Annotated in this window: 15 protein-coding genes; 8 read left to right on the top strand and 7 right to left on the bottom strand. The window is 37.1% G+C overall.

Annotated features, from left to right (window positions below; translation table 11 throughout):
• Positions 1–216: 216 nt before the first annotated feature.
• Positions 217–1,245, bottom strand: a complete 1,029-nt coding sequence (locus BN1243_RS08135) for a Gfo/Idh/MocA family protein (RefSeq protein ID WP_062105820.1) — start codon at positions 1,243–1,245, stop codon at positions 217–219.
• A gap of 244 nt (positions 1,246–1,489) precedes the next feature.
• On the opposite strand from BN1243_RS08135, the gene BN1243_RS08130 reads away from it, so the two are divergent.
• Together BN1243_RS08130 and BN1243_RS08125 are read left to right on the top strand one after the other, a co-directional pair.
• Positions 1,490–1,870: a hypothetical protein gene (locus BN1243_RS08130; RefSeq protein WP_062105817.1), complete on the top strand. Its 381-nt coding sequence runs from the start codon at positions 1,490–1,492 to the stop codon at positions 1,868–1,870.
• A gap of 156 nt (positions 1,871–2,026) precedes the next feature.
• Complete coding sequence (locus BN1243_RS08125; protein ID WP_062105814.1) at positions 2,027–3,169, top strand: HAD family hydrolase; 1,143 nt, start codon at positions 2,027–2,029, stop codon at positions 3,167–3,169.
• Positions 3,170–3,307: 138 nt separating this feature from the next.
• On the opposite strand, the gene serA is transcribed toward BN1243_RS08125, so the two are convergent.
• Positions 3,308–4,903, bottom strand: coding sequence for a phosphoglycerate dehydrogenase (gene serA / locus BN1243_RS08120; RefSeq protein ID WP_062105812.1), 1,596 nt, complete (start codon positions 4,901–4,903; stop codon positions 3,308–3,310).
• Complete coding sequence (locus BN1243_RS08115) at positions 4,896–6,053, bottom strand: pyridoxal-phosphate-dependent aminotransferase family protein (protein WP_062105811.1); 1,158 nt, start codon at positions 6,051–6,053, stop codon at positions 4,896–4,898. Before BN1243_RS08115 ends, serA begins: the two co-directional genes overlap by 8 nt.
• 468 nt (positions 6,054–6,521) lie before the next feature.
• Here BN1243_RS08115 and BN1243_RS08110 point away from each other — a divergent pair, with 468 nt between their 5' ends.
• The 4 genes from BN1243_RS08110 (at position 6,522) to BN1243_RS08095 (ending at position 11,819) form a co-directional block, all read left to right on the top strand.
• Positions 6,522–7,505, top strand: a complete 984-nt coding sequence (locus BN1243_RS08110) for a Gfo/Idh/MocA family protein (RefSeq protein WP_062105810.1) — start codon at positions 6,522–6,524, stop codon at positions 7,503–7,505.
• Positions 7,506–7,534: 29 nt separating this feature from the next.
• The gene (locus BN1243_RS08105; RefSeq protein ID WP_062105808.1) at positions 7,535–9,637 is read left to right on the top strand and encodes a tetratricopeptide repeat protein; all 2,103 of its coding nucleotides are present in this window, start codon (positions 7,535–7,537) and stop codon (positions 9,635–9,637) included.
• The gene (gene mgsA / locus BN1243_RS08100; RefSeq protein ID WP_062105805.1) at positions 9,634–10,023 is read left to right on the top strand and encodes a methylglyoxal synthase; all 390 of its coding nucleotides are present in this window, start codon (positions 9,634–9,636) and stop codon (positions 10,021–10,023) included. Before BN1243_RS08105 ends, mgsA begins: the two co-directional genes overlap by 4 nt.
• 83 nt (positions 10,024–10,106) lie before the next feature.
• Positions 10,107–11,819 (top strand): AAA family ATPase, encoded by a 1,713-nt coding sequence (locus BN1243_RS08095; protein ID WP_062105803.1) that lies wholly within the window; start codon positions 10,107–10,109, stop codon positions 11,817–11,819.
• Positions 11,820–11,919: 100 nt separating this feature from the next.
• Here BN1243_RS08095 and BN1243_RS08090 read toward each other — a convergent pair whose 3' ends face one another.
• Positions 11,920–12,594, bottom strand: coding sequence for a response regulator transcription factor (locus BN1243_RS08090; RefSeq protein ID WP_062105798.1), 675 nt, complete (start codon positions 12,592–12,594; stop codon positions 11,920–11,922).
• Between the two features lie 328 nt (positions 12,595–12,922).
• On the opposite strand from BN1243_RS08090, the gene BN1243_RS08085 reads away from it, so the two are divergent.
• Positions 12,923–13,972, top strand: coding sequence for a polysaccharide deacetylase family protein (locus BN1243_RS08085; RefSeq protein ID WP_062105796.1), 1,050 nt, complete (start codon positions 12,923–12,925; stop codon positions 13,970–13,972).
• Positions 13,973–14,255: 283 nt separating this feature from the next.
• A complete protein-coding gene (locus BN1243_RS08080; RefSeq protein ID WP_062105793.1) occupies positions 14,256–14,993 on the top strand; it encodes a FixH family protein in 738 nt (245 codons plus the stop codon).
• Positions 14,994–15,182: 189 nt separating this feature from the next.
• On the opposite strand, the gene thrB is transcribed toward BN1243_RS08080, so the two are convergent.
• The 3 genes from thrB to BN1243_RS08065 are packed head-to-tail and all read right to left on the bottom strand — an operon-like array spanning position 15,183 to position 18,455.
• Positions 15,183–16,100 carry a homoserine kinase gene (thrB, locus tag BN1243_RS08075; RefSeq protein WP_062105791.1) on the bottom strand — a complete coding sequence of 306 codons (918 nt, stop codon included), beginning with the start codon at positions 16,098–16,100 and terminating at the stop codon, positions 15,183–15,185.
• Positions 16,093–17,157 carry a threonine synthase gene (gene thrC / locus BN1243_RS08070; RefSeq protein ID WP_062105789.1) on the bottom strand — a complete coding sequence of 355 codons (1,065 nt, stop codon included), beginning with the start codon at positions 17,155–17,157 and terminating at the stop codon, positions 16,093–16,095. Before thrC ends, thrB begins: the two co-directional genes overlap by 8 nt.
• A complete protein-coding gene (locus BN1243_RS08065; RefSeq protein WP_062105787.1) occupies positions 17,157–18,455 on the bottom strand; it encodes a homoserine dehydrogenase in 1,299 nt (432 codons plus the stop codon). Before BN1243_RS08065 ends, thrC begins: the two co-directional genes overlap by 1 nt.
• Between the last annotated feature and the right edge of the window lie 176 nt (positions 18,456–18,631).

Raw genomic sequence — 18,631 nt, 5'->3', positions numbered from 1 at the left:
ATGGTGTCAGAGACAAAAAATGAAATAAATCAAAAAAAATGTCTCTGAAGTAGAGCATCAGAGACAAAAAACAACAGAAACGGTGAAATATGTCTCTGATAGATGGTGTCAGAGATAAACGTTCTTTTTAGCCCACGCTACCAAATAAAAAAGAACTCACCCAAGGAAGTCACGGAATATGACATTTGGGGAGCTCTTTTAAAACAAATCATTTATTTAAAAGACGATTCGTTCCTTTTTCTTACCAGAATCGTAAATTGCAACGATCATCTTCTGAGTTTTTAGTGCTTCCTCACCTGTTATATCTGGTTGTTTACCTTCTTTTAGTGAGTCGTAGAAGTTATCAACTTGCTTAATGTGGTTGACACCCCAATAACTTTTAGCACCAGTATCATATTGAATAACTTCCTGAGGATTATTATCAGCAACATACTCAATGCCATTATTTAGCTTAATTGTACCACGGTCTCCAACAATTTTAGCGATACCGTTTTCACAATGGAGTTCAATCTCGACTGGCGCATCATACGTATAATAATTAATACAGTGGAATGCGGTTACAACACCATTTTTATATTTAATCACCCCTTCAGCAGCATCTTCTACATCGATAAAGGAATGGGCGCGGTTGCTAATAGTAGCATCAATGTAATCAATTTCATCGTTAATAAGATATCTCATAATATCCATAGTGTGAATGGCTTGGTCAATAATGACACCGCCACCTTCCTTATCCCAAGTACCCTTCCAGTCACTATTCTTATAGTATTCATCTGAACGATCCCATGTAACGGAAAGTTTACCAGCTTTGATCGCACCAAGTTCGCCATTTTCAAGCAGTTTTTTAATCATTTGTGTACTAGCGTTATATCGGTTTTGAAAGATAACCCCAAGCGTTACATTATTTGCTTTCGCTGTTTCAACCATTTCAACAGCATCTTCATATGTAATCGACATTGGCTTTTCTGTTAAAATATGAATTTCTCTCTTAGCTGCCTCAATCGAAACAGGTGCATGGAGGTAATGGGGAAGACAGATATGGATGACATCCAAATCTTCCTTGTCAAACATCTCCATATAATCAGTGTAGTAAGAACAATTGTATTTTTCGCCTGCAGACTTTGCGCGATCTTCTTTTATATCACATACAGCTACCAATTCAACATCTTCACGATTTTTTACAGGTACTGCATGCATTGGAAAAATTCTTCCGCAGCCAATAATTCCAACTCTAAATTTTGACATTTCCCTTTCTCCCTTCAATTCTGAAAATAACTTTCAAAGTAATAAATAAGAAAAGTTCAACGGCACCTACCTTTCAATTGCATTATAGCAATCATAAGAGAAAAACGTAATTATTTAGCTGTGATTTTTTAAAAAAAGATAATAAATTGAATCTTTTACAGTAACATGGACAGAACCTATGAAAAAGTCATATAATAAGTTTATATCTACATATTCTATCAATATAAAGAGAGGGGGAGAACTCATGTCTTTCATGCGTATTGTAACAGGGTTATGGAGAAATAGCACAGAGACGAGCGATCGAGCAAAGGACCCGAAGTTAAAGACACGCTATTACAAGATTGGAAAGCGCAATCTAGCGGAAACGATTACATCTGTCGTTAATAATAAACTTCCCGGCTGGAAGATTAACCATTTCGATTATGAGCGTGGAGAAATGTTGATCGAAAAAAGAGGTATGAGACGCAACCAGATTGTAATAACGATTATTCAAGTTGAGCCGCTTCGTTGTAGCGTGGATCTTGTTTCAGCTTATGAAGGGTTGGGGGATCTTGGGGCTACTTATTTTGCAGTCCAGAAGTTTTATGAGTTGCTAAATAAAGAGGTACCACCTGTTTCAAAATAATAGAAGTTGTAAGCCAGTTACCTGTATTAAACTAATACGGGTGCTGGCTTTTTTTGAATTTGGATTTTGGAGAAATTCTCTGATTAATAAGGAAATTCAGTGCGGTATATGGTAGACTAATAGGAAGAAGCAACTAGGAAAAAGGAGAATATACACATGATAAAAACTGTTTTATTTGATGTTGATGGAGTCCTTTTGAGTGAGGAACGCTATTTTGATGCATCAGCATTAACTGTTTGGGAATTGTTAAGCAGCAACAATTATTTAGGTCTCCAACCTGAAGAATATAAAACAAATTTCAGTGATGATGAGATTGCTGGAATTCGCTCCCGTGTTTTTGAAAATGATCTTGTCTTAAAGTTCTTGAAATCTCGCGGATTGAATGCGAACTGGGATATGATTTATTTAACAGCTAGTTATCAAATTATTCGTCTGTTAGAACAGATTAAAGATAAAGCTCAAGATAAAATAGAAAATTGGGTAACGAATGAAATTGATCGTGATGTTTTGTTAGAAATGTCTGAAGTCTTTATCGAAAAAGACCTTTCTTTAGATTTCAATAGTTTTCGTATCGATTTTGCTGAAGCAGAATCCTCCAAGGCAGGCTTGTTCGCCCATTTGGATCTGTTAGCTCAAAAAAAGCTAGGAGTTACGAAAACGAGTTTTGGGCATAAGGGAAGCCTTTGGTCAACTTGTGAGCATATTTCTCAAGAGTGGTATGTGGGGGATCACCATGTTCTTAAGTCGACGGGAAGACCTTCAGTACAAACAGGGAAACAGGGCTTTTTAACGGATGAGAAAGTGTTGGCTTTACCAGAGGAAATTTCTGAATTATTCCAAGCCTTGAAGGATTCTGGAGTCGTGATCGGGATTGGAACGGGTCGTCCGGAATTAGAGACAATTGAACCCTTTCAACATTTAGATTGGTTAAGGCATTTCGATGTTCGAAATATTGTCACGGCTGATGATGTGCTTTCAGCTGAACGAGCATATCCTGATTCACCAGCGTTATCAAAACCACATCCATTTACATACGTGATGGCCTTATCAAGTAAATCTAAATCCGCTAAGGATTGTATAGAGGAAAAACTGCCGATTGAAAACGGAAAAGAAACTTTGATTGTGGGCGATTCGTTAGCGGACCTATTAGCAGCTAGAAAAATGGGTTGCACATTCGCAGCTGTTTTAACAGGATTATCTGGTAAAGATGCAAGAACAGAGTTTGAAGAACATCAAGCTGATTATATTTTGGACAATGTTCTTGAAATAAAGGATCTAGTTCTATCTATGGTCAAATGAACGTCTCTAAAAAATAGTTCAATCTAAAAAAACATGTGGTGAAAATGATTCATTTTCACCACATGTTTTTTAAAATACCTGAAAACAGGTTTTATAAATAACAAGATGTAAACCACATAAAGCTTTACGAAGATACAATTATTCCATAATCGGCAGTTCGAGAAATTGGGCTTCTTTCAATCCCTTTAATGAAGTCAACACACGTATTACATCATCATCTACATTTTTATCGAGGGTCAAAACCATGATGGCCTCGCCTCCTACATCAGCCCGTCCAACTTGCATAGTACCGATGTTTATATCGAAGTCGCCTAAGATGGAGCCTACACGACCAATCATGCCCGGAATATCTGTATGCCTAATATAGAGAAGGTTGTTTTCGGGACGAACATCTACCCGGTAGTCATTCATTTTAACAATTCTAGCTCCATAGCCATTTAATATTGTTGCACCTATATTAGAAGTTATTTTGCCCTTTAATAATGAGAGTTCCACATAAGAAGCGAAGCCTTTGCTCTTCGGATTTTTGAAGACGTTTGATGTTACGCCTTGGTCCTTCATCAAGTGGTGGGCATTAATTAGATTAACAGAGTCACCTAAATGCTGGGTCAAAATGCCTTTAATCATATTGCGAGTTAACAAATCAGTACTTCCATTAGCTAATTCCCCAAAATATTGGATCTCAATCTTTTCAGGAGCTTCTTTTAACAATTGAATGGCGAGCATTCCAATTTGTTCTGATAATGTTATATATGGCTGTAGTTTTTTGTGAGTCTCTCCAGATATTTGCGGCATGTTAACAGCATGGCGAATCGATTGAGTTTCAAAGATTTCAATAATTTCTTCGCTGACTTCATGAGCCACTTTTTCTTGAGCTTCAACTGTTGAAGCGCCAAGATGTGGAGTAACAATCACGTTCGGATGGTTGAGCAGCTCCATATTAGTAGAAGGTTCTGTTTCAAACACATCTAAGGCTGCACCAGCAACTTGACCAGAATTTAAAGCTCGTACAAGAGCGGCTTCGTCAATGATTCCTCCACGTGCACAGTTGACAATTCGAACACCGTGTTTTGTTTTAGCTAAATAATCATCATTAATTAATCCGCGTGTTTCCTTAATGAGAGGTGTATGGACTGTAATGAAATCTGCTTCTTGAGCAATTTCATCTAAAGTTGCTTTCGTAATCCCCATTTGTTCAGCACGGTCTTCTGTTAAATAAGGGTCATAGCCTAAAATATTCATACCGAAACTTTTTGCACGCTTCGCCACTTCGGAACCGATTTTTCCCATACCAACAATTCCAAGTGTTTTTTCGTATAATTCAACACCCTTGAAAGAATTTCGCTCCCATTTTCCTTGAGATGTAGAAATATGGGCATGCGGAATTGTACGAGCAAGGGATAACATCATTGCCATTGTAAGCTCAGCAGCGGAAATCGTGTTAGCGCCTGGAGCATTTATAACAATAATCCCTTTTTTGGTAGCTGCATTCACATCGATATTATCTACCCCAACACCTGCGCGAGCTATTACACGTAGTCGATTAGCATGTTCTAAAATGTCTGCTGTTACTTGCGTTTGGCTTCGTACGATTAAAGCATCATATTCACCAATTATATTTATTAACTCTTCAGGTGGTAGTCCTGGTTGTTTATCAATTGTAAAATTTGGATGTTCAAATAATGCACTTAAACCAGTATCACTTATCGCATCAGATACAAGAACTTTATACATGGTTGATCCATACCTCCTGTGCTTTTTTAGTGGCAAGTCCTAAAACATCTTGACCTTCTAGTTTGTAAATTGTCATTTCCAGGGCATTTAACACTTTTAAAACTTCAAACGGTGTGCAATATCCCATATGACCGATACGGAAAATTTGACCTTTTAATTTATGTTGTCCACCACCAAGTGTGACCGAATATTGTTCACGAAGCATTTTAGTAATAGCACCAGAAGTACTATTTTTCGGAACAACAGCAGTTACTGTTGGCGAGGCATCCTCATCAGATGTTAACAAATCTAAACCAATGGCTTTTACACCTTCACGGGTCATATTCATTAATAATTGATGGCGTTCAATCACTTGTTCGAAGCCTTCTTCTTCAATCATTTTGCATACTTCCTGAGCGCCATAAATTAGCGAAATCGCAGGAGTGTAAGGTGTTGATTTCTCTTTATCATAGGACGAAAAATAGCGATTTAAATCTAGATAGAAGCGGTTAGATGAATGCTTTTTAATGTGCTCTTTTGCATAATCATTGACTGCAACAAAGGCAAGTCCTGGAGGAAGCATCATAGCCTTTTGAGAACCAGTAACTAAAATGTCGATATTCCATTCTTTCATGTTGACAGGAACTGCACCAATACAACTAACTCCATCAACGATAAACAGCGCATCTGCTACTCTCTTAGTTACTTCACCAAGTTCTTTTATAGGATGAAGAACGGCCGTCGATGTTTCACAATAGGTGGCTATGACAGCAGTAATCTTTTTATTAAGAGATTTTAGGAAATCTTCTAGTTGTTCAGGTTTACATGATTTTCCCCACTCGATCTCTAAACGATGAACATTTGCACCAAAAGCTTCACAAATAGTAGCAAATCTTTCACCGAAAGATCCTGAAACAATTACGACAATATCATCATTTTCTCCAATAGTATTAGCTGCTGCAGTTTCCAAAGCTCCAGTACCACTTGCTGATAAAATGGTTACAGGATTTTCAGAACCAAATATCGGTTTTAGACGATTTGCAACATCCTCTAATAAAACAGGGAATTTACTGCCGCGATGTCCAATCATTGGTTGATTCATTGCATGTTTAACACGATCGGGAATTGGTGTTGGTCCCGGAGTGTATAAGTATTCTTGGCCTAGAAGCATTAGCTTTCATCCTTTCCACTTCGTCTATAATGATTAATAAAAATGAAAACGCCCCCATAACAGACGCATGCGCCGTGTTATGAGGGACGTAATATCGTGGTGCCACCCTCGTTCACTGGAATAAATAATTTATTATGTAGGTTCCAGCCTCGAGTTGATAACGGCTTATGCCGGGCAAAATTTGCCAGTTCAGAAGTGCTGGGCTATTTGCAGAAAAAACATCGATTCTCACCAACCATCGACTCTCTTTAGTATTTTCTACAAGCCGTCTTCCTCATTACTTTTATCGTAATTAGAAATATTTAGAATTTAATATACAGTGTATTGTACACATAAGCTGCGAATCTTGCAATAGGAAAATAAAAAAATGGATGTTTTTTCGAGAATTTTCGTCAAGAATCATGCAAGTCTGCCGTAAATGCAATATAGTATGTATAAGGTCATTTTGTTTTTGAAAGGAGTATAACGATGATTCGATTTGGAGTTATAGGAACGAATTGGATTACAGATTCTTTTATTGAAGCAGCATCAGAACATAAAGATTTTCAATTAACTGCCGTCTATTCTCGGACAGAAGAGCGTGCAAAAGAATTTTCTATAAAGCATGGGGTAGACACCTTTTTTACAAATGTGGAGAAAATGGCAAGCAGCAGCTTAATTGATGCCGTTTATATAGCGAGCCCTAATTCATTTCATTGTGATCAAGCTTTAACACTTATGAATGGTGGTAAACATATTTTATGTGAAAAGCCAATAGCTTCTAATCCTCAGGAATTGAAAAAAATGATTGAAACTGCACGTAAAAATAATGTAGTGCTAATGGAAGCTTTAAAAACAACATTAATGCCTAATTTTAAAGAGATACAAAATCACATACATAAAATCGGAAAGATAAGAAGGTATTATGCAAACTTTTGTAAATATTCATCCCGGTATGACGCTTATCGACAGGGGCATATCTTGAATGCTTTTAATCCTAAATTTTCTAACGGTTCATTAATGGATCTAGGCATTTATTGCATTTATCCAATGGTTGTTTTATTTGGTGAACCAAATAAAATTCATGGGAATGCTGTTATGTTAGAATCAGGAGTAGATGGAAGTGGAAGTTTGATTTTGGAATACGATGGATTTGAGGCAGTCATCACCCATGCAAAAACAATTAACTCGTACATACCATCCGAAATTCAAGGGGAAGAGGGAAGTATTATAATTGATGAAATTTCAACCCCTGGACATATTGAAATTCGTTATCGGAATGGCAAGAGCGAGATCATTAGTCAAAAAAGTGATAGGCCTTCCATGTACTATGAAGCAGAGGAGTTTATTCAATTAATTAAGAGGGGACAGTTAGAATCGGCTGTTAATTCTCATGAAAACTCGTTAATTGTTGCGCAAATTATGAAAGAAGCTAGACAACAGTTTGGATTGGTTTATCCAGCTGATCTATAACAGTGTGGAATAAGGAGGTTGTTGAGCAGATGGAATTTGAGAACAACTTAATCGAAAAATCCTTTTATGAAACGCTTTTAAATGAAAGTGAAAAGCAAAATCCAATTAAATCCCTAGGTGAGTTATTCTATCGGAAACAAAAGGATGAACCTGATCAATTGGATGAAGTTAGATTTGCTCAGGGAGAAGTGTATTTTCATGTTAGGGATTATGAGTCAGCAATTCATAAATGGGAGAATGTTCAAGGGAATTATGAACAATTCGCACGTAAGAATATCGCTGATGCCTATTTAGAACTCGATTTACTGGACACTGCGGAAGAAATTTATCAGTCCATAACAACTGACTCCCTTGTCCTAAATATAGAAATAGCTCTTCAGTTGTTCGGTTTGTATATAATGCAGAATAAAACACATGAAGCGAAACAAATGATTCAAAATGCAGTCATCCTTAATCCAGCCTATCCAAATGTAACAAAGCTTGCCCGTGCCTTTTTCGAAGAGATTAAAGATATGCCAAATGCTGTTGAATTGGCGGTAAATGAAGGTATACGAACAGAAGATGAGGATTGGATAAAGGTTTTACATGGATATGTGGAAAAAGGTCATATTATTTATGAACCAACCTACTTTCTTCCATTATTAAAAACAACACTGACTATCAATAAAGAGCAATTTGAAAAATTGGTTACAGGATTATGGAACGGCTATAAAAATAAGGATTCATTTTTAACATGGTTAGAGTTAGTAAGTGAGCTTTTAAATAAGGAAGGCGAGCCCCAAATGAACAAATGGGAAACGCTGGACGCTTATTTTGAAAAAACTTACTTTGAACTGGTAAGCGGGCAATATAGCTACTTTGAAATTGAAACATTAATGCCTATATATATAGAAGCTTGGATAAAAATAAGTAAACAGTTAGGTAATATTTTTTCTATTTCGGCAGCGATAGCGTGGAACGACCTTTTCCCAGGAAATATTAGTCAAGATACTACAGAATTAATCGGAAATACTATTGTCGAACGTAATGGGATGTCAGAAATTCTATCTTTTTCCCGAAGTTTATTTAGCAATATTAAAAAGTGGGCAGAGGATCATGAATTATTCATTGAAAGAGAGGAAAATGAGAATCAAAGTTATTCGGCAGTGCTTGTAAATGTTAAAGCGACGATACAACTTTTAATGGAACAGCTAGAAAAATTGAAGGAAGAGATGACACTTTCTATCGAGAACGATGAAGATATAGTTTCAAGGCTACAAGGCTCTATCAATCAATTACAGGACTTAGAAGAAGAAAAAGCTCAAGAAATTAGAGAAGCTTTCTTAAGCATTAAGGAAAATATTAATTCTAATTTGAGAAAAGCGATACCTAGTCTTATCAAAGAGTCTGCTAAAATCATTAAGGAAGACAGTGACTTCCGAAATATCCATCTTGATTTAAATAATGAGATGAATAAGCGAATTAATTCTTATATGCACACTACTATTCTTCCGATCTTTATTCAACTTCTTGCTGATTGGATAGAGAATTCGCAAGCTAAACTTTTGGAGATGCAAGCCCAATTATTTGAGTGGAGTTCTGGCTTTAATGAACTTCTTGGTCAAGATCGGATCAAACTTGAGTGTGATTTTCAAATACTTGAAGATTGGAAAAGGGATGCCGACCGAATGACGAGCGGAATTCAAATTGAGAAAGAAAATATTATGCTTAAAAGAACTCCTTCTCAAGTTTTTTTAAAGGGTGCTGGTAAATTGTTAGGGACCTTTTCTAAAAATCAGTCTGTTTTGGCCAATGCTTATCGTAGTTTTATACAAAATGAAAATTATGAGGAAGTAGCTGAGGCGGTTTCATCCAAGTTTCTTCAGCAATATGGGTTGTTTGAAAAAGCGATCGGAAGAGATATCCATCTCTTTATAAAACAACCTTTAAACACTCTACAAGAAATAGTAGAGGAAATTCAGGGAAGAATAGATGAAAATCAAGATAAATTAACTAAATTCCAAAAAAATCCAGATCTATATCGGAATGCACTAAAAATCTTTGAAGTAAGACTACGTCAGCTTGAGTGGATTCAAGATAGCAAGGAGAATAAGGAATTACCAATAAATAACCCTTCAGGAGGCGGACAATGAGAATAGCATTAATAGCACATGATAAGAAAAAAGACGATATGATTCAGTTTGCAACCGCGTATAAGTTTATATTAGAAAAGCATGAATTATATGCAACAGGAACTACAGGTGCAAAGATTATGGAAGCAACTGGATTAAGTATTAATCGATTTCAATCTGGTCCACTAGGTGGAGATCAGCAAATTGGCGCATATATTGCTGAAAATAAAATGGATGTTATCATCTTTTTACGTGATCCATTAACAGCTCAACCTCATGAGCCTGATGTTTCTGCCCTTATGCGACTTTGTGATGTCTATGGCGTTCCGTTAGCAACTAATATGGGAACGGCTGAAATTGTCATTCGTGGCTTAGAAAGTGGGCTTTTAGACTGGCGTGCTAAGTAAATGGCAATTATTCACCAATGACTCTATCCCTCTAATGATGCTATACTATTGATTAGATTTTCATTATAGAAGGAGATGGAATAATGAAATCCAATTCCAAAATTGCAACGAAGGTTATTCCAGTTGTCATTGGGTTAGTTTTAGTTGTTACGGTTATTCTTTGGGCGTTACTATCCGCAAATAAAGATACTGTCATTCCGTTTTCTTCCATTGAAAAAGTCATTCAATCACAAAATGGTGAATTAGTGACACTTAAAGAAATGTCAGATGGTACGATTACTATTGAGACAGATAAAGCGAAATATGTCTCCCATTTTCGGCCAAATAGTCCTTTAATTGATGAACTTGTTCAAAAATATAATGTTAACTATAAATATTCAAATGGTACACATGCAGGTAATTGGATTTTTGGCGGGATCATCGTTCTTTTACTTGCAACGGCCCTCATTCTTCAGAAAAAGGGTGGGCTTTCGACTGCAAAGATGAAACATGGTACAGCAAAGCCAGTTCCATTACCATCGATTACGATGAATGATATTGGTGGATTATCAGAAGAAATGAAGGAAGAAATCGAGCAAACACTTGAGATTATTAAAGCCCCACAACGTTCTATGAAACTAGGTATTAAAGCTCCTAAAGGCATTTTATTATATGGTCCACCTGGAACAGGGAAAACGTTACTTGCCCAGGCTATGGCAAATGAAATTGGTGCTAGTTTCTTTTCCGCAAGTGGTTCGGCCTTTACAGAATTATTTGTTGGTGTCGGCGCATCAAGAGTCCGCGGATTATTTGAGAATGCTAGAAAACAAACTCCTGCTGTTATATTTATTGATGAGGTTGATGCTCTTGCTGGAAAAAGAAAACAGCATGGGGGAGAAGAGGCAGAAAAAACATTAACAGAATTGCTTGTTCAGCTTGATGGTGGACATGCAAATGACGGTATTCTTTTTATCGCAGCTACAAATAGAAAAGATATGCTTGATGATGCATTTCTCCGCCCAGGGAGAATTGATTTTTCATTCCTCGTTCCTTTACCTGATACAAAAGGTAGAAAAGAAATTATTGATATTCACGCGAAAGGAAAAAAACTTTCTCAAGAAGTTGTTGCTTCATTTAATACTTTGGCTGAGAGTACATCAGGTTTTTCAGGTGCTGAAATTAGTTCGCTATTTGAATCAGCAAGCAGAAAGGCGATCAGAGAAGGGCGTGAGGAGGTTGGGCTTACTGACCTTGATTATGCCATTGATCGAACGATTCTTGGCTCAGCTTCTCGGGTACTTAACGATCCAGAAACTAAGCAAAGAGTGGCCATTCATGAAGCGGGTCATGCCTTGATTCAGGCACTGACAAAACCGGATACAGTTCGTAAAGCTACAATTATTCCTCGTGGTCAGGCATTAGGCTATGTAGCACCTGTTCAAAAGGAACTACATTTATCAACTACTAGTGAATTGCTGGATCAGGTCTGTATGATTCTTGCAGGTGGAATAGCAGAGAGGTTAATTCTTGGCGAGCATAGTGTTGGGGTAAGTGGAGATGTCCAACAAGCAAAAAAACTATTGGAAGATATGGTTGAAACTGGAATGCTTGAAGAGGGCTTTACGCTTACTTTTGATAAGCAAGAAAAGGATGTTAAAATGCAGGAGTTATTCGAAAAGGCGCTTGCGAAGACAGAACAGATGTTGACAAGTTATAAATATGAACACCAGCAATTAGTAGAAGCATTATTAATAGAAGAAACATTGGATGGAGCTGAAATTCAAGCAATTGTTTCTCGTAAACCTGCATATGCATAAATAGTTTAAACCCTCCTAACTTTTGAATAAGATAGGAGGGTTTTATAAGATTAGGAGATATAGTTTGCAACTGTTAGTCAGAAAATACTAAAGTACATATTCATGATTTTACCCATTTATATCCATACCCCCATACAGTTTGTATGTATTGAGGTTGTGATGCATCTTCCTCAGCTTTTTGCCTGATTCTCCTAATATTCACATCTACAATTTTCGAATCGCCCGCAAAGTTCAATCCCCACACCTCATCTAAAATGTCATTACGACTAACCGCTTTTCCTTTTGCTAAATCCAAGATAGATAGTATATCGTATTCAGTTGGCGATAACTCAATCTCTTCGCCCTTTTTATATAAACAGCGTTGTTTTCGATTTAATGTGAGAAGTGGTTTTTCCTCCATTTCATGAACGGGGACTCTCCTAAGCAATGATTTAATCCTGGCAATTAATTCATTAGGACTAAATGGTTTAGGAATATAATCATCAGCTCCGTTCAATAAACCATGTACTTTATCGCTCTCCATTGTTTTTGCTGTTAACATAATGATGCCGACATCTTGATTATATTCTCTAATTTTCCTGCCGACCTCAAAGCCGTCTATTCCAGGAAGCATAATATCTAATAATACGATTGCAACATCACCGTGTTGATATAATAGTTGTAACCCATCTTCACCACTATCTGCTTGCAAAACTGAGTAACCAGATCTCTTTAAGTTAATTTCGATAAAACCTCTAATATTTTCTTCGTCTTCAATAATTAAGATTTTTTCCATGATTAGATCCCTCGATATGGTTCGTTTTGTGTATCAATTATCCTAATTTGTATATTCGACATATCATTTGTTTTTCTGAATTATTCCACATTAACTAGCTGTAAGACCAAGAATTGTAAGTGAGGCGATGGAAGAAACCTCCATTGATTGAATTATCATTCTATGCCTACTCCATAAATCCCTACAATCTCATAATATCTTTAAAACGATCTTAAAGGGTTTCAAAAAAATAACAAATTGAAATGACACATTTGTAACCTTTATGTAACAAAGTTCTTTTAAAAAAAGTTTAAGATAATAATAGAATTTTGTCGAGAGGTTGAGGAAATTGGAAAAAAGAGCAAAGAGAACTAAAAGGAAATTAAATCGGTTAGGAAAGACAGTGCTTGGGTTTTTAATCATATTCACCATGGTCACAACGTACCTCATATGGGACCAAGTGGCCGAAAAAAATGTTGTTGCTAAAAGAAACTCCGACAAATTGACGGCTACTGTTGAAGCGAGCCAGCCACCTAAAAAGATGGAGAAAGAATCCGATCAAAAGCAGAATAATGTTGAAAACGGTCAGAAAATAGAACATCTACATAGTGAAAAGGATTCGAAACAAACACATTCTGAAACAAAGAAAAACCCTATACAAGCTGATAAAGAAAACGTTATAGATACGAAACCAAATGTTACAAAAAAAGATCAAAAGAAAAAAGATGCAGTTGATTCAGAGTCTAAAAAAAATAATCAGGCTATCAATAAGGAAGATGGAAAAGCTGAACAACTTGAAATTGGGAAAGTAGTATATATGACATTTGATGATGGACCCCATCCGACTGCGTCACAGGAAATACTACAATTGCTAGAAAAGTATAATGCTAAAGCTTCTTATTTCATGTTAGAGCCGAATATGAAGCAGAATCCTGATGTCGTGAAAGCGATGATCCAAGATGGGCATACAGTAGGCGTACATGGGGTGACTCATGATGTGTCTAAAGTTTACAAATCTCCTCAAAGTTTTGTTGCTGAAATGAATACAGCAATCGATTTTATTGCGGAGACTACGAATGTTAATACACATTTGGTTCGAGCTCCTTACGGCTCTAAACCTTATATAACAGCTCCGTTTCAACAAGCTTCTGATCAAGCAAATTTCATAATCTGGGACTGGAATGTAGATTCCGTTGACTGGAAACTTAAAAACGGCCAATATGTTCAGGAAGTCATCCAACAAATCAATCATCTTGAAGGCAAGGAGCCATTAGTAATATTGATGCATGAAAAGCCAACAACGGCGGCACATCTTGAAAATTTACTTAAATATTTTCAAGATAATGGATATGAAATGAGAGCCATTAATGAATCTATGCAGCCCATTCAGTTTAAATAGAAGATGATTTGAAAGCTAGTAAGATTAGTAGAAAATGCCTCTGAAGAATGTTTTCAGAGGCATTTTTAAGTATATGGGAGTATCTCACTCTGTATAAATTTCTTTTTATCCGATAGGTCACTGTCAATTAATAATCTTCTTATATATTCTGTGAACTTTCTGCCATATTTTACAGATTTCAATAATTCACCATAAATTTACGGTATTTACATGCAAAAATTGTTATAAAGTAGAAATAAAGTAAGAATAATGGTAGTAAAGATTAAGATGGAGGAGATAGACATTGAGAAAAGGACTATTACTAATTTTTGGTACAATTATAATTTTGATAATGGCAGGTTGCTCGGGCAATAAAAATAATGCTTTAAATGAGGACATGCCAAAACCTTTAGAGGTTGAGCTTTCAGTACCAGAAACAGCAGATGTGAAGGAAGCGGTTGTTTTAAAAGCAACTGTGACGTATGGCGAAGAAAAGGTAGAAGATGCCGATGAAGTTGTGTTTGAGATTTGGGAGGAAGGGAAGAAGAGCGAAAGTGAAATGCTCGACTCTACTAATAAAGGGGATGGGACATATGAAGCAAATACATCCTTTGAGCAAGACGGAGTTTTTGAAGTTCAAGTTCATGTAACAGCAAAACAACAGCATAATATGCCAAAGAGTTCCATCCAGGTTGGCGAGGGCACATCTGAAGCACATCATGAGCATGGAGATCACGAGCACTCGGAAGACTTCAGCATGCACTTCATGAATCCGAATAAAGTAGAGATTAATCAGGAGACGAAACTCGTCGTTCACGTACAAAATGAAGAAACCCCTTTAGAAAAGGCTCGTGTCCGTTTTGAAATATGGAATGATGCTATCTCTGAAAAACATGATTTTATTGATACAACCGAATCAAAAGCAGGAGAGTACGAGGCAACATTTACTTTTTCTGAAAAAGGCACCTACGATGTAAAAATTCATGTAGAAAATGATGATGGACTACATGAGCACGAAGAATACAAAGTAGAAGTTCAGTAATAAGAAAAGCGAATGCACCCGCATAGCGACGTACAAACTTTTTAAGCCTCTGACGAGATAAAGGAAACACGGCGAGGAACGAGCCGATGTTGACTTATCGTAGGAAGAAGCTGAAAGTTTGCAAGTCGCTGGGTGCAGCTAGACATTAAAAAAAACTGAAAGTGCATCGGACACTTTCAGGTTTTTCGCTTATCTCGCTAACCTTGAAGATAAATCTAAATTAACGCGGAGACCATATGGGTCTATTTTTAACAATTCCACATTATAAGTCGGAAACCGTTTCTGTAAACTTGCAGAAACGAGTGACCCTTTTCCTTTTGGAACGAGTGAAATCATTGTCGGACCTGCTCCGCTAATAACTGTTGCATATGCACCAGCTGATTTTGCTTCGTTACGAATCTCGCGATAATTTGGAATTAACGATGCACGGTAAGGTTCGTGAAATAGATCCTCTTCCATCATTTTGCCCGCAAGTTCATAATTTCCTGAAACGAGTGCAGCAAATACGATATTTCCAACAGCACTTGCTGCAACAGCATCGTTTCTAGAAAATTGTTCCGGCAATACCTTCCTGGCATCCTCTGTTTTTAATTCGAATTCCGGAATAGAAACAACTAACTCTACTTGAGGATCTGCTTTTTTGAAAACTCCGATCTCCCCACTAGCTAATGGTGAGGCGATGACAAGCCCTCCCAAAAGTGCAGCTGCTACATTATCCGGATGGCCTTCCATCATTGTTGCCTGTTTTAGCTTTTCTTGGTCAGTTAAACTCAGTTGGCAGAGTTGATTGGCCAGTTCAATACCAGCAACAATCGCTGAAGCACTGCTGCCAAGACCCCGTGCTAAAGGAATTTCACTTTCAACTACTACTTTACAAGGAGGCAGGGGTGCGCGAAATGTATCAGCGGTCTCCTTTGCTGCCTGATAAATTAAATGTTTGGCTGGATCGGGATTGGCTGGAAGATGGACAGACTGATGTTCAAACTCCCAAACATTTGAGTATTCTACTGACAGCGTTAAATATTTATTAACGGCTAATCCGGCCGAATCAAAACCTGGGCCGATGTTAGCACTACTCGCTGGAACAGTAATCGTAAACTTATTCATTTGAAATGACGCCTTCAATATAATTTAAAACCTTTTGTTCGTCATTTGGAAGAACAACAGTTTCAATATTGATTTCAGAAATGGCGGTTTGAGGATCCTTCAATCCATTTCCTGTTAAAACTGCAACTACTTTACTTCCTTTAGGAATGTTTCCTTTTTCCAATTGTTGCAGTACACCTGCGATTGATGCACAAGATGCTGGTTCAGCAAATACACCTTCAGTTCTTGCCAATAATTTAAATGCATTTAAGATCTCAGTATCTGAAACAGATTGAATCATACCACCTGATTCATCACGGGCATTTTCGGCGAGAGACCAACTAGCAGGGTTACCAATTCTAATTGCAGTAGCAACTGTTTCTGGTTCATCAATTGGTTCTCCGCGAACGATTGCGGCAGCTCCTTCAGCTTCAAAGCCAAACATTTTTGGAAGTCCAGTTTGTTTAAACTCATTGTATTCCTTGAATCCTTTCCAGTAGGCACTAATATTTCCGGCGTTACCGACAGGAATGGCAAGAATATCTGGTGCAGAGCCAAGTTGATCACATACTTCAAACGCAGCTGTTTTTTGTCCTTCTAATCGGAATGGATTAACAGAATTAACAAGGGTAACAGCAGAAGTCTCACTAATCGTTCTAACCATTTTTAAAGCTTCGTCAAAATTACCTTCAATTTCAACGATTTCAGCTCCATACATCATAGCTTGAGCTAATTTACCAAGAGCAACTTTTCCTTTTGGGATCACAATAATTGCTTTTATACCCGCTTTTGCTGCATAAGCAGCTGCAGCAGCGGAAGTATTTCCTGTAGATGCACAAATGATGGATTTACTTCCAGATTCAACTGCTTTTGCAACAGCCATAACCATTCCGCGGTCCTTAAAGGAACCAGTAGGATTAGCTCCTTCTATTTTCGCATATAATTCAATTCCAAGTTCTTTCGATAAATTTGAAAGAGAAACGAGTGGTGTGTTTCCCTCGTTTAGTGTCAGTGCCGGTGTTTGATCCGTAACTGGCAAGTATTCTTTATAGTTTTCAAGTAATCCCGGCCATTTCATTACTTTCCATCTCCCTCTACACGATAATAACTAATCACATTTTTTATAACAGGTAAGTCGCTTAGTTCCATTAAGGCAGTTTGGAATTGTTCTAGTGATACTTTGTGCGTGACGATAATAATTTCTGCCAAATCCTCTTTACTTAATGGAGTTTGTAAGATCTTCTCAAAACTGATATCCAGCTTATTAAACAAGTTTGTAATTTTGGAAAATGCCCCAACTTCATCTTTTAAGTGTAAACGGAAATAGTATTGCCCAAAACGTTGGTCAGGACTTTTTAAAACTCTTTCAAAACGCGGGCCAACGAAGCTATTTCCATTGACTTGGAGTCGCATGTTTTTCATGATGGCTACGACGTCAGACATGATCGCAGTCGCTGTTGGCAGGCTACCTGCTCCAGGGCCGTAAAACATCGTTTCTCCTACAGCCTCTCCGTTTACATAAATGGCATTGTACTCATTTTTGACAGAGGCTAAAGGATGGCTTTTTGAAAGGAAAGTTGGCTGCACACTCACTTCCAATTGTTGATTTTCGAAATTGGCTAAACCGATTAATTTCATCGTGTAACCAAGCTTTTTTCCGTAATTTAAGTCTTCAACAGCAACTTTGCTAATACCTGATACTTCGACATCTTCTAAGTTTACTTCCGTTAAAAAGGCTAACCTTGCCAAAATTGCCATTTTTCGAGCAGCATCTAGACCTTCTACGTCAGCAGTAGGATCGGATTCGGCGAAGCCAAGTTCTTGAGCTTCCTTTAGTGCCTGCTCGTAGGAAAAACCATCTTCATCCATTTTGGTCAAAATGTAATTTGTAGTTCCATTAACAATTCCCATTAATTTTTGGATGCGGTCTGAAACAAAACCATCTGCTAATCCTCTAAGGATCGGAATTCCTCCAGCTACACTAGCTTCATAAAATAAGTCACATTGATTGTCTAAAGCCATCTTTTGAAGTTCAGGTCCATAAAGAGCAATTAAATCTTTATTAGCAGTGACAACATGTTTTTTTGCTTCCAAAGCTTCGATAATATATTTTTTTGTTTCCTCAATTCCACCGATTACTTCAACAATAATATCAATCTCGGGATCTCTCAATACTTCATTTGGATCTGTTGTTAAATATGTTTCCCCAATTTGGATATTACGTTCTTTTTCTAATTCACGAACAAGTATGCTTTTTACCTTTACATTACAGCCTACTTGGTGAACAAGTTCTTCTTGATGATCATTAATAAGCTGGACTACTCCAGACCCTACAGTTCCAAGGCCTAGTAGTCCAATGTATACATAGTTTTTCAAGTTTGCCTCACCCTTTCGATGTCTACCTACAAAATACAATTGTATTTATATGGTAGACATTGTTAGCGGAATTGTCAATAGTTATTTTCATAAAAAGAAAGTCCAAGTTATTTGGGAAAACCACATTGACAAATCTTAATGTGTTAGTGTACTATTTGATTAATACAGTGATACAT

The sequence above is a fragment of the Bacillus niameyensis genome, from assembly GCF_001375535.1.
In the GTDB taxonomy this organism is placed as follows: Bacteria; Bacillota; Bacilli; order Bacillales; family Bacillaceae_C; genus Lederbergia; species Lederbergia niameyensis.
This window is presented reverse-complemented; position numbering and strand designations above follow the sequence as displayed.